At 69.5% G+C, this 24,170-nt stretch carries 19 protein-coding genes and 4 tRNA genes; 10 read left to right on the top strand and 13 right to left on the bottom strand.

Annotation, left to right across the window (positions count from 1 at the left end; all coding sequences use genetic code 11):
• Positions 1–34 precede the first annotated feature (34 nt).
• The 8 genes from ACFVH5_RS33515 to ACFVH5_RS33550 all read right to left on the bottom strand — a co-directional run bounded on the left by ACFVH5_RS33515 (position 35) and on the right by ACFVH5_RS33550 (position 5,216).
• Positions 35–107, bottom strand: a tRNA-Gly gene (locus tag ACFVH5_RS33515).
• 35 nt (positions 108–142) lie between these two features.
• Positions 143–763 (bottom strand): response regulator, encoded by a 621-nt coding sequence (locus ACFVH5_RS33520; protein WP_384806555.1) that lies wholly within the window; start codon positions 761–763, stop codon positions 143–145.
• Positions 760–2,094 carry a sensor histidine kinase gene (locus tag ACFVH5_RS33525; protein WP_385837467.1) on the bottom strand — a complete coding sequence of 445 codons (1,335 nt, stop codon included), beginning with the start codon at positions 2,092–2,094 and terminating at the stop codon, positions 760–762. The genes ACFVH5_RS33520 and ACFVH5_RS33525 overlap by 4 nt, the downstream gene beginning before the upstream one ends.
• A 79-nt stretch (positions 2,095–2,173) precedes the next feature.
• Positions 2,174–2,980, bottom strand: a complete 807-nt coding sequence (locus ACFVH5_RS33530; RefSeq protein ID WP_385837468.1) for an ABC transporter permease — start codon at positions 2,978–2,980, stop codon at positions 2,174–2,176.
• Positions 2,977–3,990 (bottom strand): ABC transporter ATP-binding protein, encoded by a 1,014-nt coding sequence (locus tag ACFVH5_RS33535; protein ID WP_385837469.1) that lies wholly within the window; start codon positions 3,988–3,990, stop codon positions 2,977–2,979. The genes ACFVH5_RS33530 and ACFVH5_RS33535 overlap by 4 nt, the downstream gene beginning before the upstream one ends.
• Before the next feature lie 147 nt (positions 3,991–4,137).
• A tRNA-Gly gene (locus tag ACFVH5_RS33540) sits at positions 4,138–4,210 on the bottom strand.
• A gap of 79 nt (positions 4,211–4,289) precedes the next feature.
• Positions 4,290–4,361 (bottom strand) — tRNA-Gly (locus tag ACFVH5_RS33545).
• Positions 4,362–4,898: 537 nt separating this feature from the next.
• Complete coding sequence (locus ACFVH5_RS33550; RefSeq protein ID WP_107020558.1) at positions 4,899–5,216, bottom strand: Lsr2 family protein; 318 nt, start codon at positions 5,214–5,216, stop codon at positions 4,899–4,901.
• A gap of 359 nt (positions 5,217–5,575) precedes the next feature.
• Between ACFVH5_RS33550 and purS the strand changes: the two genes are divergently transcribed.
• The 7 genes from purS (at position 5,576) to purM (ending at position 13,692) form a co-directional block, all read left to right on the top strand.
• On the top strand, positions 5,576–5,839 hold the full coding sequence (gene purS / locus ACFVH5_RS33555; protein WP_055518089.1) for a phosphoribosylformylglycinamidine synthase subunit PurS: 264 nt from the start codon (positions 5,576–5,578) through the stop codon (positions 5,837–5,839).
• Complete coding sequence (gene purQ, locus ACFVH5_RS33560; protein WP_385837470.1) at positions 5,836–6,540, top strand: phosphoribosylformylglycinamidine synthase subunit PurQ; 705 nt, start codon at positions 5,836–5,838, stop codon at positions 6,538–6,540. The genes purS and purQ overlap by 4 nt, the downstream gene beginning before the upstream one ends.
• Entirely contained in the window at positions 6,537–8,795 is a 2,259-nt protein-coding gene (gene purL, locus ACFVH5_RS33565) for a phosphoribosylformylglycinamidine synthase subunit PurL (RefSeq protein ID WP_385837471.1), read from the top strand. The genes purQ and purL overlap by 4 nt, the downstream gene beginning before the upstream one ends.
• Before the next feature lie 383 nt (positions 8,796–9,178).
• Positions 9,179–9,976, top strand: a complete 798-nt coding sequence (locus ACFVH5_RS33570) for a sterol carrier family protein (protein WP_385837472.1) — start codon at positions 9,179–9,181, stop codon at positions 9,974–9,976.
• An 85-nt stretch (positions 9,977–10,061) separates the two neighbouring features.
• Positions 10,062–10,949: an META domain-containing protein gene (locus ACFVH5_RS33575; protein ID WP_385837473.1), complete on the top strand. Its 888-nt coding sequence runs from the start codon at positions 10,062–10,064 to the stop codon at positions 10,947–10,949.
• 83 nt (positions 10,950–11,032) lie between these two features.
• On the top strand, positions 11,033–12,556 hold the full coding sequence (purF, locus tag ACFVH5_RS33580) for an amidophosphoribosyltransferase (protein WP_384806540.1): 1,524 nt from the start codon (positions 11,033–11,035) through the stop codon (positions 12,554–12,556).
• A 65-nt stretch (positions 12,557–12,621) separates the two neighbouring features.
• Positions 12,622–13,692 (top strand): phosphoribosylformylglycinamidine cyclo-ligase, encoded by a 1,071-nt coding sequence (gene purM / locus ACFVH5_RS33585; RefSeq protein WP_385837474.1) that lies wholly within the window; start codon positions 12,622–12,624, stop codon positions 13,690–13,692.
• 232 nt (positions 13,693–13,924) lie between these two features.
• On the opposite strand, the gene ACFVH5_RS33590 is transcribed toward purM, so the two are convergent.
• Both ACFVH5_RS33590 and ACFVH5_RS33595 read right to left on the bottom strand, forming a co-directional pair.
• On the bottom strand, positions 13,925–14,176 hold the full coding sequence (locus ACFVH5_RS33590; RefSeq protein WP_107020614.1) for a DUF3073 domain-containing protein: 252 nt from the start codon (positions 14,174–14,176) through the stop codon (positions 13,925–13,927).
• Between the two features lie 323 nt (positions 14,177–14,499).
• Positions 14,500–15,591, bottom strand: coding sequence for a Leu/Phe/Val dehydrogenase (locus tag ACFVH5_RS33595; protein WP_384806536.1), 1,092 nt, complete (start codon positions 15,589–15,591; stop codon positions 14,500–14,502).
• Between the two features lie 233 nt (positions 15,592–15,824).
• Between ACFVH5_RS33595 and ACFVH5_RS33600 the strand changes: the two genes are divergently transcribed.
• Positions 15,825–16,691 carry a hypothetical protein gene (locus ACFVH5_RS33600; RefSeq protein WP_384806534.1) on the top strand — a complete coding sequence of 289 codons (867 nt, stop codon included), beginning with the start codon at positions 15,825–15,827 and terminating at the stop codon, positions 16,689–16,691.
• Between the two features lie 497 nt (positions 16,692–17,188).
• Positions 17,189–17,395 carry a developmental transcriptional regulator BldC gene (bldC, locus tag ACFVH5_RS33605; protein ID WP_003949541.1) on the top strand — a complete coding sequence of 69 codons (207 nt, stop codon included), beginning with the start codon at positions 17,189–17,191 and terminating at the stop codon, positions 17,393–17,395.
• Positions 17,396–17,949: 554 nt separating this feature from the next.
• On the opposite strand, the gene ACFVH5_RS33610 is transcribed toward bldC, so the two are convergent.
• The 3 genes from ACFVH5_RS33610 to hrpA form a co-directional block, all read right to left on the bottom strand.
• Positions 17,950–18,132 carry a DUF6274 family protein gene (locus ACFVH5_RS33610; protein WP_385837475.1) on the bottom strand — a complete coding sequence of 61 codons (183 nt, stop codon included), beginning with the start codon at positions 18,130–18,132 and terminating at the stop codon, positions 17,950–17,952.
• A gap of 400 nt (positions 18,133–18,532) precedes the next feature.
• Positions 18,533–18,607: transfer RNA gene (locus ACFVH5_RS33615), tRNA-Asp, on the bottom strand.
• Positions 18,608–18,700: 93 nt separating this feature from the next.
• Positions 18,701–22,699 carry an ATP-dependent RNA helicase HrpA gene (gene hrpA / locus ACFVH5_RS33620; RefSeq protein ID WP_385837476.1) on the bottom strand — a complete coding sequence of 1,333 codons (3,999 nt, stop codon included), beginning with the start codon at positions 22,697–22,699 and terminating at the stop codon, positions 18,701–18,703.
• 147 nt (positions 22,700–22,846) lie between these two features.
• On the opposite strand from hrpA, the gene ACFVH5_RS33625 reads away from it, so the two are divergent.
• Entirely contained in the window at positions 22,847–23,938 is a 1,092-nt protein-coding gene (locus tag ACFVH5_RS33625) for an ABC transporter permease (RefSeq protein ID WP_385837479.1), read from the top strand.
• Positions 23,939–24,170: the final 232 nt, after the last annotated feature.

Consider the following 24,170-nt stretch of genomic DNA (forward strand, 5'->3'; position numbering starts at 1 on the left):
ATCGACCGGGGGTTTTCGCGTTCTTCTTCCTCTGAGCGGACGACCAGGTTCGAACTGGCGACCTCAACCTTGGCAAGGTTGCGCTCTACCAACTGAGCTACGTCCGCGCCGCGCGGTGGCTTTCGCCGTGGTGCGAGAGCAACTATACCCAACCTCGCTCACGTGCGAGACGCACCGCCGAGTGCCGGTTCTCGGCTCCGAGTTTGGACACGGCCGACGACAGATAGTTCCGTACGGTCCCCTGCGACAGCGCGGCCCGCTCCGCGATCTCCGCGACGGGCGCCCCGTCGGAGGCCAGCTCCAGCACCTCGGCCTCACGCGCGGTGAGCGGCGAATCCCCGGCGGAGATCGCGTCGGCGGCCAACTCGGGGTCGACATAACGGTTTCCCGCATGGACGGTACGGATGATCTCCGCGAGCCGTTGCGCGCTCACGGTCTTCGGGACGAAACCGCGCACACCGGCCGTCAGCGCCCGCTTGAGATGCCCGGGGCGCCCATGGCTCGTCACGATGAGCACGCGGCAGGCGGGCAGTTCGGTCCGCAGCGATGTGGCGACCCTCACACCGTCGGCGCCGGGCATCTGCAGATCCAGTACGGCCACATCGGGTTCGTGCGCCCGCGCCATCGCCAGCGCCTCGGGCCCGCCGGCCGCCTCCGCCACCACCAGCAGATCGTCCTCAAGACCCAGCAGCGCGGCGAGCGCCCCCCGGATGAGGTGCTCGTCGTCGGCGAGCAGCAGCCGGATGGGTCGTACGGATGTCATGGGGTGACCTCTTCACTCACTGAGCGCGAAACGGTGTCCGACGAGGAGCCCGTCGAGGAGTCCGACGAGGAACCCGTCGAGAAGGCCGACGAGGAGGGGGACGAGGAGGCGGGAGGCAGGGGCACCTCGGCCACGACCCGGAAGAGGCCGCCGTCGACGGGCCCCGCCTCCAGCGTCCCGGACACCGCGGCCAGCCGCTCCCGCAGCCCGGCGAGACCGGACCCGCCACCGGTCCCCCGGCCGGTCGCTCCCTGTGCGGCGGCCCGTTCCGCCCCGTCGTTCTCGACCGTGAGGACGACACGGTTCCCCGCCTGTTCCAGCGACACGCGGCACCGCCGGGCGTCGCCGTGCCGCAGTACGTTCGTGGTGGCCTCCCGGACGACCCAGCCGAGCGCGGACTGGACCGCCGGGGGCAGCCCGGTCGCGGAACCGGTCACCGAGCAGTCGACCCCGGCCGCGGTCAACACGCCCTGCGCCCCGGAGAGTTCGGCGCCGAGGTCGGCCTCGCGGTAGCCCCGTACGACCTCGCGGACCTCGCGCTGCGATTCTCGGGCGATCCGCTGCACCTCGATCATCTGGTCCACGGCTTCGGGGCGTTCGCGGCGGGAGAGCTGGACGGCGAGCTCGCTCTTCAGGGCGATCACCGCGAGGTTGCGGCCCATCACGTCGTGCAGATCGCGTCCGAAGCGCAGCCGCTCCTCGGCGACCGCGAGCCGGGTACGGGTCTCGCGGGCCGCGTCCAGTTCGTACACGGCGTCGAGCAGCCAGACGGAGAAGACGGAGGTGAAGGAGAGGCCACCGCCGCCGACCAGCACCCCGAACGCCGTCGCCAGCGAGCCGCGCCCGTCGAGGCCCAGCGCGAACGCCGCGACCCCGGTGTACGCGGCGAAGCCGGCCACGATCCCGAGGACGCGCAGCCGGCCGCGTACCCCGAGCGCGATGGTGCCGGTCCCGAAGACCAGCACACCCACGCAGAACGGGACCGCCGTTGCCGCCGTGTCCTCGCCGCCCGGCCCGTGCTCCACGAGGCCGAGCGCGGCGGTCCCCAGCAGCGCGGAGAGCACGCCGAGCGCGATCAGCAGGCGTACGGGCTGTTCACGGGTGCCGCGCGTCCAGTCGAGCGACTGGGACGCGGTCACCCCGCACAGCGCGGCGTGGGCGCACAGGGGCAGCACGAGCAGGACGGCGAGCCCGGCCCCCACCTGCCCGAAGACCGGCAGCCCGATCGCGGTGACCTCCACGAGCGGAAAGAAGTGGAAGGACCAGCGGGTGTACGTCTCGACCTTCGCCAGCGTGCTCTTCCCGCGCCACCAGCGACCCGGCCTGCGCATTCCCGAACTCCCGACTCCCATGACCGACCGTCCCCGTTTTCGTTGCCGTTCCCGCCTTCGTGCGCTGCGCGGGCCGGGGTCAGCGCCTCGGTTCCCAGCGGAACCACTTGTGTACAGCAAACACCGCGAGCACGGTCCAGGCCAGCGCCGTCGCGAGCGCGCCCAGGGCCTCGTACGCGGACAGGTTCCCGGCCCAGCCACCGCGGATGAGGGTGATCACCGGGGACAGCGGCAGCAGTTCGCAGACGGCGGCGAGCCGGTCGGGCATGACCTCGAAGGGCACGACGGTGCCGGAGCCCATCATGGATATGAGCAGCAAGGGCATCGCCGCGACCTGGGCGCCCTCCACGCTCCTGCTGAAACTCGCGGTCACCGCCGCGAGCGCCGGCCACATCATGAGCCCCAGCAGCAGCCCCAGAACGGCCAGGAGAGGCGCCTCGGGCGCTCCCACGTCCAGGAGGGCCGCACAGGCGACCGTCAGCACCACGCTCTGCACCAGACCGATGAGGACCGACGGGACCGCGGCGCCCATGAGGATCTCGGCGTCCCGCAGCTCCCCGGTGCGCAGCCGCTTGAGCACGAGCTCCTCGCGACGGGCCGCGTAGACGCTCACCAGCGAGCTGTAGACGGCGAAGAGCAGGGAGAAGCCGACGGCGGAGGGCAGGATGACCGAGCCGACCGAGAGCCCGGACGCCTTCAGGTCCATGTCCTCGACCGTCGAGCGGAGGCTGAGCGGCAGGATCAGCGGCACGAAGACGGCCGCGAAGAAGGTGGCCCTGCTGCGCGAGAGGAGGGTGATTTCGGCCCGTGCGAGGGAGGTCATGCGTCCGACCGCGGTCACGGTCGGCGCCGGGGGTGCGGTCCTGGTCACGGTGTCCGCGCTCATGCCACGTGCTCCTTCTCGGAAAACTGGGACTGTTCCACCTGTCCTGCCTGTCCTGCCTGTCCTGCCTGTTCCGCCTGGGCGTCCTGCTCGGAGACGTGCCGCGCGATGCGCAGGAACGCCTCCTCCAGCGACCCCGACCGGATATCGAGCCCCCGCAGCTCGACACCGGCCCGCTCGGCCCACATGAGCAGCCCGGTGGCGGCCCGCTGCAACTCGTCCGTACGCAGCCGCAGTACGCGTCCGGCGACCTCGTGCCCGGTGACGCCGAGGGAGTCGAGCGGCGGCAGATCGCCGGGGAAGTAGCCGTTGGGCAGTTCGAAGGAGATCCGCGACGGCTGCGAGGCGGTCACCTCGGCCGGGGTGCCGGAGACCGCGATCCGTCCGGCGTGCAGGATCGCGAGCCGGTCCGCGAGCCCCTCCGCCTCCTCCAGGTAGTGCGTGGTGAGCAGCACGGTCGTGCCCTGTGCGCGCAGTTCGCGCACCAACTCCCAGGTCTCCTGGCGCCCTTCGGCGTCGAGGCCGGTCGTCGGCTCGTCCAGGAAGAGCACCTCGGGCCGTCCGAGGAGCGCGAGCGCCAGGTCCAGGCGCCGCTTCTCGCCGCCGGACAGCTGCTTCACGCGTACGCCGGCCCGGCGGGTGAGGCCGACCAGGGACAGCGCCTCGCTCTCGGGGCGGGCCCCGCTCGTGCAGCCGGCCCACATCCGTACGGTCTCGGAGACGGTCAGCTCGGAGGGGAAGCCGCCCTCCTGGAGCATCAGGCCGATCCGCGGGCGGACGGCGGAACGTTCGGAGTACGGGTCGTGGCCGAGAACGCGTACCTGGCCGCCGGACGGCCGGGCGAGGCCCTCGATGAGTTCGACGGTGGAGGTCTTGCCCGCGCCATTGGTGCCGAGCAGTGCGAAGAGTTCGCCCCGGGCGACTTCGAAGGAGACCCCTCGGACCGCCTCGAACCCTCCCCCGTAGACGCGTCGGAGATCAGTGACCTCGATCACGGGCTCATTCGTATTCATGACTCAAGCGTCTCGGCCGGCGACGGGGTTCGGCAGTGCACGCTGTCACCGCCGTACATGACAAATGTCAGACGGCCGTGAACCGGACGGCGGGTCGGGCACATACGAGAAAGACCCCGGTCATATGACCGGGGTCTTTCTGCGCTGAGCGGACGACCAGGTTCGAACTGGCGACCTCAACCTTGGCAAGGTTGCGCTCTACCAACTGAGCTACGTCCGCATTGCCTCCGACCGGCTTTCACCGATCGGCGCGAGCACCAGCCTACCCGATCGAACGAACGACCAGACCGGCGATGCAGAGCGGGTGACAGGAATTGCACACTGCGCCTTCCCCCTGGAAGGGGGATGTTCTGCTACTGAACTACACCCGCGTGACTCCGGTGAGCCGGGCCTTTCGGCCTTGCCCCTCGGCGTGCTCCGAACTCTAGCCGATCGCCCGGGGTACAACGCAAGTCGACTACCCCCAGGCCCGAATGAACCCCGACCCGCACCCGACGCACTGCGCCGCCCCCCCCGCCCACCTAAGGGGCGCGAGGAACGGCGCGCTCAGCCCCGACGCAGCCGCACCCGACGCTCCACGCCAGCCCCCGCTCACCCAAGGGGCGCGGGGAACTGCGCAACACCAGCCCCGACGCAGCCGCACCGACGCTCCACGCCGACCCCCACGTACCCAAGGGGCGCGAGGAACGGCGCGCTCAGCCCCGACGCTGCCGCACCCGACGCTCCACGCCAGCCCCCGCCCACCTAAGGGGCGCGGGGAACGGCGCGACCAGCCCCCACGGACCCGCACCCGTACACACACGGACCCGCACCCGTACACACAGCACACAAAGCCGGCAGGGAACCGCAAAGGAGTCCGACCCCCGAGCGGCCGAACTCCCCGCAGAACACCACAAGCCCCGCAAGCCCTACTGCGCAGCGGTAAAAGCCTCATACACCCGCTTGGGAATCCGCCCCCGCGCGGGCACCTCCAGCTTGTTGGACTGCGCCCACGCCCGAACAGCCGCCGGATCGGGCGCCACCGCGGTCTGCCGGTACGCCTTCCCGGACCGCGACCGCTTGCGCCCGGCCTCCACATACGGCTCCAGCGCCGCGCGCAACTGCTCGGCATTGGCCGGATTCAGGTCGATCTCGTACGACTTGCCGTCCAGACCGAAGGCGATCGTTTCCGCCGCTTCCGAGCCGTCGATGTCGTCGGAGAGAGTGACTACGACACGCTGCGCCACGAATATCGGTCCCTTCGTGCGGCATGTGTCCGACGACGTGCGACGACGTGTCGAGATGCCGACTGTCCGACTGCTTTTATGGGTGATTGGGCAAAGTATCGGCTATTGCCAATTCATTTGTACAGTGCCCGGCAATCCAATGTGAAGCTCGACTAAATCTCTTGGCGTGTCCCCAGGCAATAGGGGACCCGGTCTCGATCCGGATCTTTCCCAGGATTTTTCGTGAAGGCAGCCCGACGATAGGCACTCGATGCGCAATCGTGATGACGGTCACGTAGTTTCCTACGAATCTACCCGCGTAGAAATTTTGTACGGGTAGTCTGAAGGAACCTGCTCAGCACCACACACCGGGAGTGCCAGTGGCACGCGTCGTAGTCGACGTCATGCTCAAGCCGGAGATCCTCGACCCCCAGGGCCAGGCGGTGCAGCGTGCACTGCCGCGCCTCGGTTTCGAAGGCATCTCCGATGTCCGTCAGGGAAAGCGATTCGAACTGGAAGTGGACGGACCGGTGGACGACACCGCCCTCGCCCGCATCCACGAACTCGCCGAATCCTTCCTCGCCAACACCGTGATCGAGGACTTCACCGTCAAGGTCGAGGAAGTCGCGGAGGCCGGAAAGTGACCGCTCGTATTGGCGTCGTCACTTTCCCGGGAAGCCTCGACGACCGGGACACCCAGCGGGCGATCAAGCTCGCCGGCGCCGAACCCGTCGCTCTCTGGCACAAGGACAAGGACCTCAAGCAGGTCGACGCCGTTGTCCTGCCGGGTGGTTTCTCGTACGGCGACTATCTGCGCGCCGGTGCGATCTCGCGCTTCTCGCCGGTCATGGCGACGGTGATTGAGCAGGCGAAGTCGGGAATGCCGGTGCTCGGCATCTGCAACGGCTTCCAGATCCTCACCGAGGCACATCTCCTTCCCGGCGGGATGCTCGGCAACGACCACCTCCACTTCATCTGCCGCGACCAGAAGTTGAAGGTGGAGAACGCGGATACCGCCTGGACCGCGGACTACGAGTCCGGCCAGGAGATCCACATCCCGCTGAAGAACATGGACGGGCGGTACGTCGCGGACGAGCGCACCCTCGACATGCTGGAGGCGGAGGGCCGCGTCGTCTTCCGTTACGTGGTCGGCGGCGAGTTCGCCGACGGTTTCGGCAATCCCAACGGTTCGCTGCGGGACATCGCCGGCATCTCGAACGAGGCGGGCAACGTCGTCGGTCTGATGCCGCACCCGGAGCACGCTGTCGAACCCCTCGTCGGGTCCGGCCGCACCGACGGCCTCCCCTTCTTCACCTCGATCCTCAAGAAGCTGGTCAACGCATGAGCCGGACGCCTCTGGACACGGTCGAGCACGCGGCCGGGACCCCCGACGTCGAGCTGCCCTGGGCCGAACTCGGCCTGAAGAAGGACGAGTACGAGCGGGTCGTGGAGATCCTCGGCCGCCGCCCGACCGGCGCCGAGCTCGCCATGTACTCGGTCATGTGGTCCGAGCACTGCAGCTACAAGTCCTCGAAGGTGCACCTCCGCCAGTTCGGCGAGAAGGCCCCCCAGTCGGACGCCCTCCTCGTCGGCATCGGCGAGAACGCGGGCGTCGTCGACGTCGGCCAGGGCTACGCGGTCACCTTCAAGGTCGAGTCGCACAACCACCCGTCGTACGTCGAGCCCTACCAGGGCGCGGCCACCGGCGTCGGCGGCATCGTGCGCGACATCATCGCGATGGGCGCGCGCCCGGTGGCGGTCGTCGACCCCCTCCGCTTCGGCGCCGCGGACCACCCCGACACCAAGCGCGTACTGCCCGGCGTCGTCGCGGGCATCGGCGGCTACGGCAACTGCCTGGGCCTGCCCAACATCGGTGGCGAGGTCGTCTTCGACGCCTGCTACCAGGGCAACCCGCTGGTCAACGCCGGTGCCATCGGCGTCATGCGGCACGAGGACATCCACCTCGCGAAGGCGTCGGGCTCCGGCAACAAGGTCATCCTGTACGGGGCCCGCACGGGCGGCGACGGCATCGGCGGCGCCTCCATCCTGGCCTCCGAGACCTTCGACGACGCCAAGCCGTCGAAGCGTCCCGCCGTCCAGGTCGGCGACCCCTTCCAGGAGAAGCTCCTCATCGAGTGCACCCTGGAGGCCTTCGCCGAGAAGCTGGTCGTCGGCATCCAGGACCTGGGCGCGGCCGGACTGTCCTGCGCCACCAGCGAGTTGGCGTCCAACGGCTCCGGCGGCATGCGCGTGACGCTGGACGACGTACCCCTGCGCGACTCCACGCTCTCTCCCGAGGAAATCCTCATGAGCGAGTCGCAGGAACGCATGTGCGCGGTCGTCGAGCCGTCGAAGGTCGACCGTTTCCTGGAGATCTGCGACAAGTGGGACGTCATCGCCACGGTGATCGGTGAGGTCACCGACGGCGACCGCCTGGAGATCTTCTGGCACGGCGGCAAGATCGTCGACGTCGACCCGCGCACCGTCGCGCACGACGGCCCGGTCTACGAGCGCCCGTACGCCCGCCCGCACTGGCAGGACGCGCTGCAGGCGGACGACGCCAACAAGCTTCCGCGGCCCGCCACTTCGGAGGAGCTGAAGAAGCAGGTCCTCCAGCTGGTCTCCTCGCCGAACCAGGCCTCCAAGTCCTGGATCACCTCCCAGTACGACCACTTCGTGCAGGGCAACACGGTGCTGGCGCAGCCCGAGGACTCGGGCATGATCCGCATCGACGAGGAGTCCGGGCTCGGGGTGGCCATCGCCACGGACGGCAACGGCCGGTTCGCGAAGCTGGACCCGTACGCGGGTGCGCAGCTCGCCCTCGCCGAGGCGTACCGGAACGTGGCGACGACCGGCGCCAAGCCGCTCGCCGTCTCCGACTGCCTGAACTTCGGTTCGCCCGAGGACCCGGCCGTCATGTGGCAGTTCGCGGAAGCCATCCGCGGACTGGCCGACGGGTGCCTGCAGTTGGGCACGCCGGTGACCGGGGGCAACGTCTCGCTCTACAACCAGACGGGCGAGGCCGCGATCCACCCGACTCCGGTGGTCGCGGTCCTGGGCGTCATCGACGACGTGGCCCGGCGCACGCCGGTCGCCTACCGGGAAGAGGGCCAGCTCCTCTACCTCCTCGGCGACACCCGTGAGGAGTTCGGCGGGTCGGCCTGGTCGCAGGTCGTCCACGACCATCTCGGCGGGCTGCCTCCGGCCGTGGACCTGGAGCGGGAGCGCCTGCTCGGCGAGATCCTGATCTCCGCGTCCCGCGACGGCATGATCGACTCCGCGCACGACCTGTCCGACGGCGGTCTGATCCAGGCCGTGGTCGAGTCGGCGCTGCTCGGGGACAAGGGCGCGCGGCTCGTCGTGCCGGACGGTCTCGACGCGTTCACGTTCCTGTTCTCCGAGTCCGCGGGGCGCGCCGTCGTCGCGATCCCGCGCTCGGAGGAACTGCGCTTCACCGACATGTGCGGTGCGCGGGGCCTGCCGGCCGCGCGTATCGGTGTGGTCGACGGTGACGCGGTGGAGGTCCAGGGCGAGTTCACCCTGCCGCTGTCCGACCTGCGCAGGGCGCACACGGAAACCATCCCGGCGCTGTTCGCGTAGCCCGAAGCCCGGCCCGCCAGAACCTTGGCAGGGCCGGGTTTCGCTTGCACCCCTGGGGGCGAAGGGGGAGGTGTTTCGTCTGCGGCCCGGCGGGGGCTGGCCGCGCAGTTCCCCGCGCCCCTAAAACCGAACGGTCCGGCGGAGTGTTGTGTCTGCGGCCCGGCGAGAGCTGGCCGCGCAGTTCCCCGCGCCCCTGAGGGGCGGCGGTGGACGCGGCTCAACCATGCGAGCCCCATCGCTTTTAGGGGCGCGAGGAACTGCGCGCCCGACCCCTGCGGCGCCGCAGACGAAACACACCCCCCGCCCCCCAGGGGCGCGGGGAACTGCGCGACCAGCCCCCACCGGGCCGCAGACGAAATTCTCCGCCCCCATAAACTCCCCCCATGCCCCCGGCCAGAAAACGCCAACGCGCCTACGACCCCGCGAAGACCCGCGCCGCGGTGCTCGCGCAGTTCGGGAATGTGCGCGTGGCCGTACGGACCCTCAGCTCCGGTCAGCTCGCCGCACCCGCCGGGCTGGGTGACTGGACCGTGCGGGAGCTGGCCGCGCACCTGACCATGGCCCTGGAGGCCGTGAGCCGGGGCCTGGACGGGCCGGAGCCCACCACCCCCGCCCTCACCCTGCTCGACTGGCCGTCCGCCACGGCTCCCCACGCGGGCGAGATCGACGAGGGCGTACACGCGCTCGCCCTCGCGAACCCGGACCTCGACGCGCTCTACGAGCGCACAGAATCCCGCTTCACCGAGCGCCTCCCGGAAGCCGGGGACGGCCGCCTGCTGGCCACCCGCGTGGGAGCGATGGCCCTGGCCGACCACCTCGTCACCCGCGTCGTGGAACTGGTCGTCCACACCGACGACCTCAACGCGGCGGTCCCGGGCCTCGACATCCCGTACGACCGCCACGCCCTCGCCACCTGCACCCGCCTGCTCGCCGACGCGCTCGCCGCGAAGGCGCCCGGCGCCTCCACGGAGGTGCGCGTTCCGCCGTACGCCGTCGTGCAGTGCGTGGAGGGCCCGCGCCACACCCGCGGCACCCCGCCCAACGTCGTGGAGACGGACCCGCTCACCTGGATCCGGCTCGCGACCGGCCGTACGGGCTGGCAGACGGCCCTCGACGACGCGAAGGTCAGCGCGAGCGGAGAACGCGCCGACCTGGGCGCACTGCTCCCCCTGATGAGCTGAGCCGGACGGCCGAGCCGGGCGCACCCGTTGCGGGCCCGTTACCCCGTGAGGGAACCAAGCACCCCACCCGCCCCGTCAAAGCGGCATGCACACGCAGCGACGCAACCTCAGCGCACTCAGCCCGCGGGTCGGCCTCAGCGCCCTGGCGGTCACCGGACTCCTCGCCACGGCCGCCTGCGGCACGGAGAGCGGCAGCGGCGACAGCGGCGGCAAGGATCCCGGTGCCAGTTCCGTCGGGACCCGGCAGGACACCGGGCTCACCGGCACGCAGTGGAACGTCGACAGCGTGACGGCCAAGGGGAAGACGCAGGACGCCCCGGCCGGCGCGCACGTCGAGTTCGGCAAGGACGGCAAGGTGGGCGGCAACTACGGCTGCAACCACTTCGGCGCCACCGCCGAGATCGAGGGCGACACGATCACGATCGGCGACGACACCGTCAAGACCGAGATGGCCTGTACGGCCGACGGCACGATGGGCTTCGAGTCGAAGCTCGGCGAGGCCATGTCCGACAGCACGATCAAGGCCGAGGTCAACGGCGACAAGCTGACGCTCACCACCGAGGACGGCTACACCGTGAAACTCACCGCGGAGAAGCAGGCCGACCTCTACGGCACCAAGTGGAACGTCACCGGCACGGTGAAGGCCGACGCGAAGGGCGACACCAAGGGCGGCTCCGCCGTCGCCCTGGCCTCCGAGGCCGAGGGCAAGGTCCATCTCACCTTCGACGAGAAGGGCACGGTCGCCGGCCAGCTCGGCTGCAACAAGGTGACGGCGAAGGCCACGGTCGGCGACGGCATTATCACTCTGGGCACGCCGGGCACCACCCGGAAGATGTGCTCCGACTCACTCATGGACACCGAACGCTCCCTCCTGAAGCTTTTCGGCGGCACCGTGAAGTACACGCTGAAGGGCAGCAACCTCACCCTGACCAGCGAAAACGGCGCGGGCCTGGAAGCCGTCGCCGCGAAGTGACCCCGGACGGGCGGCGTCTCACCGCGCCGCCCGGGCACTTCCCCAATTCGGACCAGTGGTCGATCTCGCCTACACTCGGTGGCGTGCCACGTGGTGACGGTCGACTCAGTCATGATCTGCTCCCCGGCGAGAAAGGACCCCAGGACGCTTGCGGCGTCTTCGGAGTCTGGGCTCCCGGTGAAGAGGTCGCCAAGCTCACTTACTTCGGGCTCTACGCCCTCCAGCATCGAGGCCAGGAATCCGCGGGAATCGCGGTGAGCAATGGCTCTCAGATCCTCGTCTTCAAGGACATGGGGCTCGTTTCCCAGGTCTTCGACGAGGCCTCCCTCGGTTCCCTGCTCGGTCATATCGCGGTCGGTCACGCCCGCTACTCGACCACCGGGGCCTCCACCTGGGAGAACGCCCAGCCGACGTTCCGTGCCACCGGGCACGGCTCGATCGCGCTCGGCCACAACGGCAACCTCGTCAACACGGCGGAGCTCGCCGAGATGGTCGCCGACCTCCCCAAGCAGGAGGGCCGCACCCCGCGTGTGGCGGCGACCAACGACACCGACCTGCTGACGGCCCTGCTGGCCGCGCAGGTCGACGACGACGGCAAGCCGCTGACCATCGAAGAGGCCTCCGCGAAGGTCCTCCCGCAGGTCAAGGGCGCCTTCTCGCTGGTCTTCATGGACGAGCACACCCTCTACGCCGCCCGTGACCCGCAGGGCATCCGCCCGCTGGTCCTCGGGCGCCTGGAGCGCGGCTGGGTCGTCGCCTCCGAGTCCGCCGCCCTCGACATCTGCGGTGCGGCCTACGTCCGCGAGATCGAGCCGGGCGAGTTCGTCGCCATCGACGAGAACGGACTGCGAACCTCCCGATTCGCGGAAGCGAAGCCCAAGGGCTGTGTCTTCGAGTACGTGTACCTGGCCCGCCCGGACACCGACATCGCCGGCCGGAACGTCTACCTCTCCCGCGTCGAGATGGGCCGCCGTCTCGCCAAGGAAGCTCCGGTAGAGGCCGATCTGGTCATAGCGACTCCGGAATCGGGCACGCCCGCCGCGATCGGTTACGCGGAGGCTTCGGGCATCCCGTTCGGTGCCGGTCTGGTGAAGAACGCGTACGTCGGCCGGACCTTCATCCAGCCTTCACAGACCATCCGCCAGCTGGGCATCAGGCTGAAGCTGAATCCCCTCAAGGAAGTCATCAAGGGCAAGCGTCTGGTCGTCGTCGACGACTCGATCGTGCGCGGCAACACCCAGCGCGCCCTGGTCCGGATGCTCCGTGAGGCGGGCGCGGCCGAGATCCACATCCGGATCTCCTCGCCGCCCGTGAAGTGGCCCTGCTTCTTCGGCATCGACTTCGCGACCCGCGCGGAGCTGATCGCCAACGGCATGTCGATCGAGGAGATCGGTACGTCCCTGGGCGCCGACTCCCTCTCGTACATCTCCATCGACGGCATGATCGAGGCCACCACCATCGACAAGCCGAACCTCTGCCGTGCCTGCTTCGACGGCGAGTACCCGATGGACCTCCCGGACCCCGAGCTGCTCGGCAAGCAGCTCCTGGAGACCGAGCTGGCCGCAGGTCCCGCGTCCGCCGCGGCCGACGCGATCCGTCGCCCGTAGAGCCTCGCCAAGCCCCGTCAGACCTCGCAGCAACACCGCTGTACGACACGAAAGTTCTCACCGTCATGTCTGAGACAACTGGTGCCAGCTACGCAGCCGCGGGCGTCGACATCGAAGCGGGCGACCGCGCCGTCGAACTGATGAAGGAGTGGGTGAAGAAGACGCAGCGCCCCGAGGTCCTCGGTGGCCTCGGCGGTTTCGCCGGCCTCTTCGACGCCTCCGCCCTCAAGCGGTACGAGCGCCCGCTGCTCGCCTCCGCCACGGACGGCGTCGGCACGAAGGTCGACCTCGCCCGGCAGCTCGGCGTGTACGACACCATCGGCCACGACCTGGTCGCGATGGTCATGGACGACATCGTGGTGTGCGGTGCCGAGCCGCTCTTCATGACCGACTACATCTGCGTGGGCAAGGTCCACCCGGAGCGCGTGGCGGCCATCGTGAAGGGCATCGCCGAGGGCTGTGTCCTCGCGGGCTGCGCCCTGGTCGGCGGCGAGACGGCCGAACACCCCGGTCTGCTGGGCCCGGACGACTTCGACGTCGCCGGCGCCGGTACGGGCGTGGTGGAGGCCGACCGGCTGCTCGGCGCGGATCGTATCCGTACGGGTGACGCGGTGATCGCCATGGCGTCCTCCGGCCTTCACTCGAACGGGTACTCACTGGTCCGGCACGTCCTGTTCGACCGCGGGAACCTGAAGCTCGACCAGCACGTCGAGGAGTTCGGCCGCACCCTCGGCGAGGAGCTCCTGGAGCCCACCAAGATCTACTCGCTGGACTGTCTGGCGCTGACTCGTACGACCGACGTGCACGCCTACTCGCACATCACGGGCGGCGGCCTCGCGGCCAACCTCGCCCGGGTGATCCCGGACGGCCTGCACGCGACCGTGGACCGCGCCACCTGGACCCCGGCCCCGGTCTTCGACCTCGTCGGCACCACCGGCCGGGTCGAGCGCCTGGAACTCGAAAAGACGCTGAACATGGGCGTGGGCATGATCGCGATCGTCCCCCAGGACTCCGCGGACGCCGCCCTCACCACCCTGGCGGACCGAGGAGTGGAAGCCTGGGTGGCAGGTGAGATCACGGACAGGGGCACCCACGAGACGGGCGCGGAACTGACCGGCGACTACGCGGCCAGGTAGCCCCGTACGGGGCGCCCACAGGGGCGCCCTTCAGGGCAGCCCCGCAAGGGGCGCGGGGCTGTGACATGTGCGGCTCCGCCGCGGGGCGCGACCAGCCACGACGAACCTGCAGCCGACCAGCCCACAGCAAGTACTCCCAGTCAACCCGCAGAGCGACATGCACAAAACCCGGTCCGGCAATCAACCCCGGACCGGGTGAAGCGCAGCTAGAACGACGAGCGCAGCTGGTACGTCAAGCCCCGCGGCGTTGCGACGCAGGACCGGACTCATCGTCCTCGTCCTCGTCGTCGTTGTAGAGATCCGCGTACTGGGAGTACGGGTCGTCTTCCTCGTCGTCGTCCTCGAACGGCTCGCCATTCGGCGGCTGTTGCGAAGTCGAAGCGCCCAGCTCATTGGCCAGACGCGACAGATCAGTCCCGCCGCTGCTGTACTTCAGCTGGCGGGCGACCTTCGTCTGCTTGGCCTTTGCCCGGCCGCGCCCCATGGCTCGACCCCCTCGGATACGGGGCTCGACGGCCCCAGAGTCTTGACACGCGTTCATGATCTGGAACGGGCTCTCCGTGGAGAGACCGGTCCGTAGGGCTTCCACGGTACCTGAGCCCACGCCCATACGGTACGTCGCCCGCAGGAAGCTCGTGTGCACAGGACCTGCGAGGTGCCCTGTCCTCGCTGGTCAACCGCGATTTTAACCTCTTCTTGGCGAGCGACCCGCCGACGAACGTGAGAGTTCTCTCCAACACCCGCCGACGGGACCCCGCGGGGCCGTGCGCACAGCCTTCCGAACGGCTGCCGAACAGCCCCCGAACATCAGGGGCGGCGGGCCTCCGCCATGCGGTGCTCGGCGATCCGGTCGGCCGCGGCGGCCGGCGGAATCCCGTCCTCCTTCGCACGAGCGAATATGGCCAGCGTGGTGTCGAAGATCTTCGCGGCCTTCTCCTTGCACCGGTCGAAGTCGAAGCCGTGGAGCTCGTCGGCGACCTGGATGACCCCGCCGGCGTTCACCACGTAGTCCGGCGCGTAGAGGATCCCGCGGTCGGAGAGGTCCTTCTCCACACCCGGGTGCTCCAGCTGATTGTTGGCCGCGCCGCAGACGATCCTGGCGGTGAGCACCGGCACGGAGTCGTCGTTCAGGGCGCCGCCGAGCGCGCAGGGGGCGTAGATGTCGAGCCCCTCGGTCCGGATCAGCCGCTCGGTGTCCGGGGCGATCTGCACGGCGGGATGCTTGTCGGCGATGCGGCCCACGGCGTCCTGGCGGACGTCGGCGATCACGACCCGGGCGCCGTCCTCCAGCAGATGCTCCACCAGGTGGCGGCCGACCTTGCCGACGCCCGCGACGCCGACCGTGCGGCCGCGCAGCGACGGGTCGCCCCACAGGTGCTGGGCGGAGGCCCGCATGCCCTGGAAGACGCCGAAGGCCGTCAGGACGGACGAGTCGCCCGCGCCGCCGTTCTCGGGGGAGCGCCCGGTGGTCCAGCGGCACTCGCGCGCGACGACGTCCATGTCGGCCACGTAGGTGCCGACGTCGCAGGCGGTCACGTACCGCCCGCCGAGCGAGGCGACGAACCGGCCGTACGCGAGGAGCAGGTCCTCGGTCTTGATCTGCTCGGGGTCACCGATGATCACGGCCTTGCCGCCGCCGTGGTCGAGCCCGGCCATGGCGTTCTTGTACGACATCCCGCGGGCGAGGTTCAGCGCGTCGGCGACGGCCGCGGCCTCGCTCTCGTACGGGTAGAAACGGGTGCCGCCGAGGGACGGGCCCAGGGCGGTGGAGTGGATGGCGATGACGGCCTTGAGGCCGGTGGCGCGGTCCTGACAGAGCACGACCTGCTCATGGCCGCCCTGATCCGACCGGAACAGGGTGTGCAGTACGTCGTCAGGGCTGCCGGTTACGTCGGTCACTGTGGTGACTCCCAGGTAAAGAGCGGCGGGTCGGGGCGGCCCTCGTACGGGTGGCGGGGGTCCGTGTGGCACGAGATTAGAGCCTGTGCGGGACCGCCATCGGCCCAGTGGTCAGGATCACCCCCGGCCGGAGTACGGTCACGGGCGGGCGTGGGACGATTTGCAGGGGTTTCCCGCGTGTCCGCGTACCCGGTGCGCGGTTTTCCACCGGGTCGGCTGGGGAGGGAGCAAGCGTGCCCAAGGTGACCTCGTTGATCGTCCCGTACGCGTCCTATCTCCGGGTGTACGAACCGCTCGCGGCCTTCCCGGAACCGGAGCGCGGCCACTGGTACCGCTACGCGCGCCGGCCGGAACGTCCCTCGTACCAGGACGAACTCCGCCGCTCGCTGGCCGACTTGCTGCCCGTGCCGCCGATGGCCGTGCCGGTGCAGGAGAGCGGTGACGCGTTCGTCGCGGAGGTGGACGGCGTGCTGTGCGTGTGCCCCTGGCGGACCCGGCTGCGCGGCTGGGAGGCCCTGGGCGACCTGGCGGAGGAACTGCCGGCCCCCGTCCTGGACGCGGCGCTCCCCGAGCTCGTACGCCGTCAGGCCGCCCAGGACTACGAGCGCTGGCTGACCCGCAACCCCGACGCCCGGCCCTGGATCCGCACCTCGACCTGGCAAATCCCGCTGCACTGGTTCGTACTCGTCTCCGACGAGGAGCGCGAGTACGACAAGGGCGCCGGGTCCGGGGGCGGTTCGCGGGCCGGGCAGGACGCGCCCGTGCTCCGCTACCGCACACCGATGGTGCAGGCGCGGCGCCGGGTGGCGCGGGCCCTGCGGACGCTGCGGGACACCCTCGACGAGGGGCCGCTCATCGACGGCCTGGTGGACGTGGGGCGTTGGCTGGAGGAGTTCCATCCGCGCTCGCTGGTGGAGCTGGACTACGGCGGCCTCGTCCACGTGCTGCCCGCGGGGGAACTCGACGGCGACCACTCCGCCGCCGATGTCGCCGAGGGCATCGAGGCGTTGCGCACGGGCGACGGGCCCGGCGCGGGGGAGGCATACGGTCGGCTCGTGGAGCGGTGGCGTTCGGTACGGGACCGGCGCTCGGCGAACTGAGGGGCGCGCGGAGGCTCTTCGGCGCGCCGGTTCCTGTGCGTCACGGAGCCTGACAGGACGTAAGTCCCGATCCGGGTCGTACGGGGTAAGCGTGACGGACAGCACTAACACGGACCTTGCGCCCAACGGCCCTCCTCATGCCAAAATAGGACAAGGAGTCCGGGGAGGGCTCTCTCTGCCCACGTTTGGGTGGAATCTTGGCATTGCGCTGCAGGGGGGTCCCGTGACTCCTGATCGTCCTGTGACTGATCGTCACAGTGGCGTGACTGTCCGCTATGGCATGGTCCATCGGCTTCCGTCGCTGATGAACACCTGGGAGGGCAATTCCATCGGTTTGGCCGACGTGGCTGGACGGATGGTGTAGTTGTAGTGCCGAGGACAAGCCGTTCGTCCTATAACCGACTCGACCCGCATCCGCCATTTCGGGCAACGCGGGTCAAGGTGCAGAATTTAGAGGAAAGAACCGAGAACGATCGGTTCTCCCGAGGAGGCCGCTCATGACCGCTCGCACCCCTGATGCCGAGCCGCTGCTGACCCCGGCTGAGGTCGCCACGATGTTCCGCGTGGACCCTAAGACGGTCACGCGGTGGGCGAAGGCCGGCAAGCTCACGTCGATCCGCACGCTGGGTGGGCATCGCCGTTACCGCGAAGCAGAGGTACGTGCTCTGCTCGCGGGCATCCCGCAGCAGCGCAGCGAAGCCTGAACAACAACTGCATAGCCACATAGCAGGGTATTTCGGCAGGTCCCCCAACTTGTCGGCAGGGCCCTGACGCAAGTACCGCTTCATGTGTCACCCAAGCACCACCCAAGTACCAAGCGACGCGGATCCCGCCCCAACGGGGTCCCCGCCCGAGCAAGAACCACAAGCACTGTGGGTGCGTCGTAGATCGCGCTGGACTCCGCCGGGTCCAGCGCGATCTTTTTTGTGCGCTGGTCATGGGGTGTGCGCGCTTACAGGGTCGGTCTGTGAGTGGCCTTGTCGCAGTCTGGGCGAGGCTGTCGGATCGGCTGTGAGTCCCCCTGGGGCTCGGTGCAATTGCACATATTAAATTGACCAGTTGTAGGTGGGGGGTAAGTTCCGCCGGTTTGAAAACTTATGCGGTGACACCCGTCACATGCCGTGGTCCTTGTTGCGCGTGGCATACCTGCGCTAATGGGGGACTCGCTCATCTGGGGCCGTGCGATGGGTAGTTGATGCGCGGCCTTCGCTCGGGCGGGCGATCACGCGGACGCGCTCGCGGGCGATCGCGCGGCCGTTCACGCCGGGGAGGGGTCGTCGTCCTCCGGGGGGCCGTCCAGGTCCTCGGGGCCGGCCTCCGAGGCCAGGCGCAGGAGGCGGTGGCAGATGGGGCAGTGCCTCGTCCGGTGGCGGTGGCCGGAGGCGGCCGACAGGTGGGCGCGGAGCAGGGCTCGCGTCTCATGCCGAGCGGTCGCCGCCATGGTCACCTCCGGTGGGGTCTGGGGCTTTGGTTTCTAGGTACTTCGGGAATGTGACGGCGTCAAGGGCGTGTGGTTGGCGGGTGGGGTTGGAGGGGGGTGTGGGGGTGGTGTTGGGATCTGTGGCGGTGATTGGGGTGCGGTGGGGTGTCGGGGGCGGGCCGGTGGGGGGTGTTGCGCAGTTCCCCGCGCCCCTGGGGGTGGGGGGTGCCGTGGAGTGTTGGCTGCGGGTCGGTGGGGGTTGGCCGCGCCGTTCCTCGCGCCCCTAAGGCAAAGGGCTGCGCCGTTCCCCGTGCCCCTGAAAGGCCCCTGAATGTCCCCGGAGGGGCCCTCGGGGGGGGCGGGCGCATGAAGAAGGCCCCGCTTCCGTTGCCGGATGCGGGGCCTTCTTTTTCTTCTTCTGCGGTCCTGACGGGATTTGAACCCGCGGCCTCCACCTTGACAGGGTGGCGAGCACTCCAAACTGCTCCACAGGACCTTGTTTCGCAGTGCGATCTTGCGTTGCGCTGCGAGACAAGACTGTACAGGAGGGTTGGCCCCCCGGGCGAACTCACCCGGTGTGCGGACGCCGTTACGGTGCGGCCGCGTCGATCGCCTTCACGATGCGCTTGTCGGAGACCGGATACGCCGTGCCCAGCGCGTGCGCGAAGTAGCTGACGCGCAGCTCCTCGATCATCCAGCGGATGTCCCGGACGGAGGAGGGGACGGGACGGCCCTGCGGCAACTGCTCCAGCAGCCAGGCGTACTCGTCCTGCATCTCGTAGACCTTCTCCATCCGGCTGGTGTCCCGCTGCGCGTTCGTCGGCATCTGCTGCAGCCGGCGGTCCGCGGCGACCAGATAGCGCATCAGGTCCGGCAGCCGCCGCAGACCCGTCGCCGTGACGAAGCCGGGCCGCACGAGGGCGTCCAGCTGCGTCCGTACGTCCGTCAGGTTGGCGAGCAGCACAGGGCTGCGTACGCCCTTCAGACGGCGCTCACAGGCCTGCCAGGCGGCCAGCACCTGTTCGACCTGGCCGACCGTGCGGACCGTCGTGTCGACGATCTCCGCGCGCACCTTGTCGTACAGCTTCCGGTAGGACTCCTCGTCCCAGGCCGGCCCTCCGAAGTCGCCGATCAGCTTGTCGGCGGCGGCCATCGCGCAGTCGTCGAACAGGGCCTGGATCGACCCGTGCGGATTCGCGGACAGGGCCAGCTTCTGGGCGTTGGTGAGCTTGTCCGACGCGAACTTCGCCGGATTCACCGGGATGTTGCGCAGGATGAGCCGCCGCGTGCCCTTCCACATCGCCTGCTGCTGCTCGGCCTCGGTGTCGAAGAGGCGTACGGAGACGGTGTTGGCCGCCGGGCCGTCGTCGACGAGCGCCGGGTACGCCTTCACCGGCTGGCCCGCCCTGCGCGTCTCGAAGAGACGGGTGAGGGAGCCGATGGTCCAGTCGGTCAGCCCCGTGCGTTCCAGGGACTCCCCGCCCTGCCGCTCGGCCGTCGCCGCCACGGCCTTGGAGATCGCCTGGCGGGCCTTCGGCCTCAGCCGGACCTTCAGGGCCTCCAGGTCCTTGTCCTCGGCCAGCTTGCGCCGCCGCTCGTCGACGATCCGGAAGGTGATCTTCAGGTGGTCGTCGAGTCGGGACCAGTCGAAGTCGTCGGCGGTGAGCGGCACTCCGACCATGCGCTTCAGCTCGCGCGCCATCGTCACGGTCAGGGGCTCCTGCAGGGGCACCGCCCGCTCCAGGAACCGCTGCGCGAAGTTGGGCGCGGGCACGTAGTTGCGGCGGATGGGCTTGGGGAGGGAACGGATCAGCTCGGTGACGACCTGCTCGCGCAGCCCCGGGATCTGCCACTCGAAGCCCTCGTCGGTGACCTGGTTCAGCACCTGCAGCGGCACGTGGACGGTCACGCCGTCCGCGTCGGCGCCCGGCTCGAACTGGTACGTGACGGGGAACTTCAGCCGCCCCTGCCGCCACGAGTCCGGATAGTCGTCCTTGGTGACCGCCCCGGCCGTCTCCCGGATGAGCATCGACCGCTCGAAGTCGAGGAGTTCGGGCTCCTCCTGCCGCTTGTGCTTCCACCAGGAGTCGAAGTGCGCGCCGGACACGACATGGGCGGGCACCCGCTCCTCGTAGAAGTCGAAGAGCGTGTCGTCGTCGACCAGGATGTCCCGGCGCCGCGCCCGGTGCTCCAGCTCCTCGACCTCGGTGAGGAGCCGCCGGTTGTCGGAGAAGAACTTGTGGTGCGTACGCCAGTCGCCCTCGACGAGTGCGTTGCGGATGAAGAGCTCGCGGCTGATCTCGGGGTCGATGCGCCCGTAGTTGACCTTCCGCTGGGCGACGATCGGCACCCCGTACAGCGTGACCTTCTCGTACGCCATCACCGCCGCCTGGTCCTTCTCCCAGTGCGGTTCGCTGTACGTGCGCTTCAGCAGGTGTTCGGCGAGCGGTTCGATCCACTCGGGCTCGATCCTCGCGTTGACGCGGGCCCACAGCCGGGACGTCTCGACGAGTTCGGCGGACATCACGAAGCGCGGGGGCTTCTTGAAGAGGGCCGAGCCGGGGAAGATCGCGAACTTGGCGTTGCGGGCGCCCACGTAGTCGTTCTTCGAACTGCTCCTGCCGTCCTTCCCGCCGTCCTTGCCGCCCTCCTTCCCGGTCTCCTTCACGTCCTTCATACCGATGTGGGAGAGCAGACCCGCCAGCAGGGAGAGATGGACGTGCTGCTCGGGCGCGTCGTCCTCGTTCAGATGGATGCCCATCTGCTTGGCGACGGTCCGCAGCTGCGTATAGATGTCCTGCCACTCGCGGATGCGCAGGAAGTTCAGGTACTCCTGCTTGCACATGCGACGGAACGAGGACGAGCCGCGCTCCTTCTGCTGCTCGCGCACGTACCGCCAGAGGTTGAGGTACGCGAGGAAGTCGGACGTCTCGTCCCTGAAGCGGGCGTGCTGCTGGTCGGCCTGCGTCTGCTTCTCGGACGGCCGCTCGCGCGGGTCCTGGATGGAGAGCGCGGCGGCGATCACCATGACCTCGCGCACGCAGCCGTTCTTGTCGGCCTCCAGGACCATGCGGGCCAGCCGCGGGTCGACGGGGAGCTGGGCGAGCTTGCGGCCGGTGTCGGTGAGCCGCTTGCGCGGGTCCTTCTCCGTCGGGTCGAGGGCGTTCAGTTCCTGGAGGAGCTGGACGCCGTCGCGGATGTTGCGGTGGTCCGGCGGGTCGATGAAGGGGAACTTCTCGATCTCGCCGAGCCCGGCCGCGGTCATCTGGAGGATGACGGACGCCAGGTTCGTACGGAGGATCTCGGCGTCGGTGAACTCCGGGCGGGCGAGGAAGTCGTCCTCGGAGTACAGCCGGATGCAGATGCCGTCGCTCGTACGGCCGCAGCGGCCCTTGCGCTGGTTGGCGCTGGCCTGCGAGATCGCCTCGATGGGCAGCCGCTGGACCTTGGTGCGGTGGCTGTACCTGGAGATACGGGCGTTGCCCGGGTCGATCACGTACTTGATGCCCGGGACGGTGAGGGAGGTCTCGGCGACGTTGGTCGCCAGAACGATCCTGCGCCCCGTGTGCTGCTGGAAGACGCGGTGCTGTTCGGCGTGCGAGAGGCGCGCGTAGAGGGGGAGCACCTCGGTGAATCTGTACTTCCTCTTCTCCAGCGCGTCCGCGGTGTCGCGGATCTCCCGCTCCCCGGAGAGGAAGACGAGGATGTCGCCCTTGCCCTCGCCCTGCAGCTCCTCGACGGCGTCGCAGATCGCGGTGATCTGGTCGCGGTCGGCGTCGTCGCCGTCCTCTTCGAGGAGCGGGCGGTAGCGCACCTCGACGGGGTACGTGCGTCCGCTGACCTCGACGATCGGCGCGTCCCCGAAGTGTCTGGAGAACCGCTCCGGGTCGATGGTCGCGGAGGTGATGACGACCTTCAGGTCCGGCCGCTTCGGGAGCAGCTGGGCCAGATAGCCGAGCAGGAAGTCGATGTTCAGGGACCGCTCGTGGGCCTCGTCGATGATGATCGTGTCGTACGCGCGCAGCTCGCGGTCCGTCTGGACCTCGGCGAGCAGGATGCCGTCCGTCATCAGTTTGACGAAGGTGGCCTCCGGGCTGACCTGGTCGGTGAAGCGGACCTTCCAGCCGACGGCCTCGCCCAGCGGGGTGTCCAGCTCGTCGGCGACCCGCTCCGCGACGGTACGGGCGGCGATCCGGCGGGGCTGGGTGTGCCCGATCATGCCGCGGACACCGCGGCCCAGCTCCAGACAGATCTTGGGGATCTGCGTCGTCTTGCCGGAGCCGGTCTCGCCCGCGACGATGACGACCTGGTGATCACGGATGGCGTCCGCGATCACGTCCTTCTTCTGGCTGACCGGCAGCTGCTCGGGGTACGAGACGGTGGGCACGCGGCCGCGCCGCTCGGCCATGCGGGTCTCGGCCCTCGCCACCTCCGTCTCGATCTCGGCGGTGACGGCGGCGCGGGCCTCTGGCTTGCGGATCCGGCGCGCGCCTTCGAGCCTGCGCCCGAGCCGGTGCGCGTCGCGCAGTGACAGCTCGGCCAGACGGGAGGCGAGATCGCCGAGGGCGGGGGCAGGATGCGTAGACATACGCGGTCCAGGATCTCACCTCGGGGAAACGTGGGGCGAACGCTTTTGCGCGGGGGCCTGTCCGGCAGGCAGGGCTCCGAGGCCGGTTGAGGTGACCGTCGCAGAGAAATATCCTTTATGCGCCTTTAGCGTGGGCGTATGTCCGAGATGCCGCACGGTGCCCATGGCAGACCGCCCACGCGGCGCGAACGCTGGGCCTCCTTCAAGGAGTCCCCCTTCCTTCCCGCGTCGGTGCTGGTGCTGATCCTCGCCGCGGCGGCGGGCCTCTTCGCGGGTTCGTACACGTACTCCATGGCGAACCCGACCCCGCGCCATGTGCCGACCGCGATCGTGGGCTCGTACGAGGAGGGGCGGGGCAAGGCGTTCCTCGCCGGGATGGAGAAGGCGCTCGACGCCTCCCTGAAGATCCACGCGTACGACAGCCGTGCGGCGGCCGTCCAGGCGGTGAACGACCAGAAGGTCTTCGCGATCCTCGATACGCGGGACAACGGCAGGGCGGTGGTCCTCGACGTCTCCGGGGCGTCCGGAGCATCGGTCGCGGAACTGCTGGAACAGGCGGCGCCGGCCGTCGGCAAGGCCACGGGGGTGGCGGTCACGGTCCGGGACATCAAGCCGCTCCAGGAGGGCGATCCACGGGGCCTCGCCATCTTCTACATCTCCCTGGCGGCCGTCATCATCGGCTTCATCGGGGCGATCCAGCTCAGCGTGCACGCGCGGGGGCTGAACCCGGTCGAACGCATCGCGTTCACCGCCGCGTACGCCCTGCTCGGCGGTTTCGTGATCGTGGTGGCGGTCGACTGGATCCTCGGCGCCCTGAAGCTGCCGTTCGTCGAGTCCTGGCTGATCCTCGCGCTGACCATGTTCACGTCCGGCATGGTCTTCACGATGTTCAACACCCTGTTCGGGCGCTGGGCGATGCTGCCCACCTGGGGGCTGATGGTCATGCTCGGCAACCCCTCCTCGGGCGGCGCGGTCTCCTGGCCCCTGCTGCCGTCCCCGCTCGGCGTCATCGGCCGCTGGCTCCCGCCCGGCGGCTCGGTCAACGCCCAGCACACGGCGGTGTACTTCGCCGGCCACCAGCACATCTTCCCGTTCCTGGTCCTGACCGGCTGGGCCCTGGTCAGCTGCGCGGTCTTCTGGACCTGGCGCCACCGCCACCCAGGAGGCCGGGAACCGCACCCGGCCCACGCGGCGGGCACCCCACCCCCGGAATCCTCGGGGGCGGGCGCGGCGGCCTGACGGCGTCACGGGAACCTACGAGACGAGCCACCGAAGCCACATGGCCCCCCGGGGCCTGCGCCATGTGGCCGGCGCCGGCTCGTTCGGCTGCGGGCCGGTGGGGGCTGGTCGCGCAGTTCCCCGCGCCCCTGAATGGCGCCAGGGCTCGTCCAGTTGATCCCGTGCCCCTGCAAGACGCCGGGCGCAAGGCTCAGGCCGCCGCCCCGAACGGGGCCCCGCCCACGCGGCGGCG

It is taken from the genome of Streptomyces sp. NPDC127119 (assembly GCF_042677425.1).
Lineage (GTDB): Bacteria > Actinomycetota > Actinomycetes > Streptomycetales > Streptomycetaceae > Streptomyces.

Coding starts and splice junctions, on each gene's coding strand:
- ACFVH5_RS33520 (WP_384806555.1), bottom strand. CDS start 763: ATGACATCCGTACGACCCATCCGGCTGCTGCTCGCCGACGACGAGCAC.
- ACFVH5_RS33525 (WP_385837467.1), bottom strand. CDS start 2,094: ATGCGCAGGCCGGGTCGCTGGTGGCGCGGGAAGAGCACGCTGGCGAAG.
- ACFVH5_RS33530 (WP_385837468.1), bottom strand. CDS start 2,980: ATGAGCGCGGACACCGTGACCAGGACCGCACCCCCGGCGCCGACCGTG.
- ACFVH5_RS33535 (WP_385837469.1), bottom strand. CDS start 3,990: ATGAATACGAATGAGCCCGTGATCGAGGTCACTGATCTCCGACGCGTC.
- purL (WP_385837471.1), top strand. CDS start 6,537: ATGAGCCGGACGCCTCTGGACACGGTCGAGCACGCGGCCGGGACCCCC.
- ACFVH5_RS33570 (WP_385837472.1), top strand. CDS start 9,179: ATGCCCCCGGCCAGAAAACGCCAACGCGCCTACGACCCCGCGAAGACC.
- ACFVH5_RS33575 (WP_385837473.1), top strand. CDS start 10,062: ATGCACACGCAGCGACGCAACCTCAGCGCACTCAGCCCGCGGGTCGGC.
- purM (WP_385837474.1), top strand. CDS start 12,622: ATGTCTGAGACAACTGGTGCCAGCTACGCAGCCGCGGGCGTCGACATC.
- ACFVH5_RS33590 (WP_107020614.1), bottom strand. CDS start 14,176: ATGGGGCGCGGCCGGGCAAAGGCCAAGCAGACGAAGGTCGCCCGCCAG.
- bldC (WP_003949541.1), top strand. CDS start 17,189: ATGACCGCTCGCACCCCTGATGCCGAGCCGCTGCTGACCCCGGCTGAG.
- ACFVH5_RS33610 (WP_385837475.1), bottom strand. CDS start 18,132: ATGGCGGCGACCGCTCGGCATGAGACGCGAGCCCTGCTCCGCGCCCAC.
- hrpA (WP_385837476.1), bottom strand. CDS start 22,699: ATGTCTACGCATCCTGCCCCCGCCCTCGGCGATCTCGCCTCCCGTCTG.
- ACFVH5_RS33625 (WP_385837479.1), top strand. CDS start 22,847: ATGCCGCACGGTGCCCATGGCAGACCGCCCACGCGGCGCGAACGCTGG.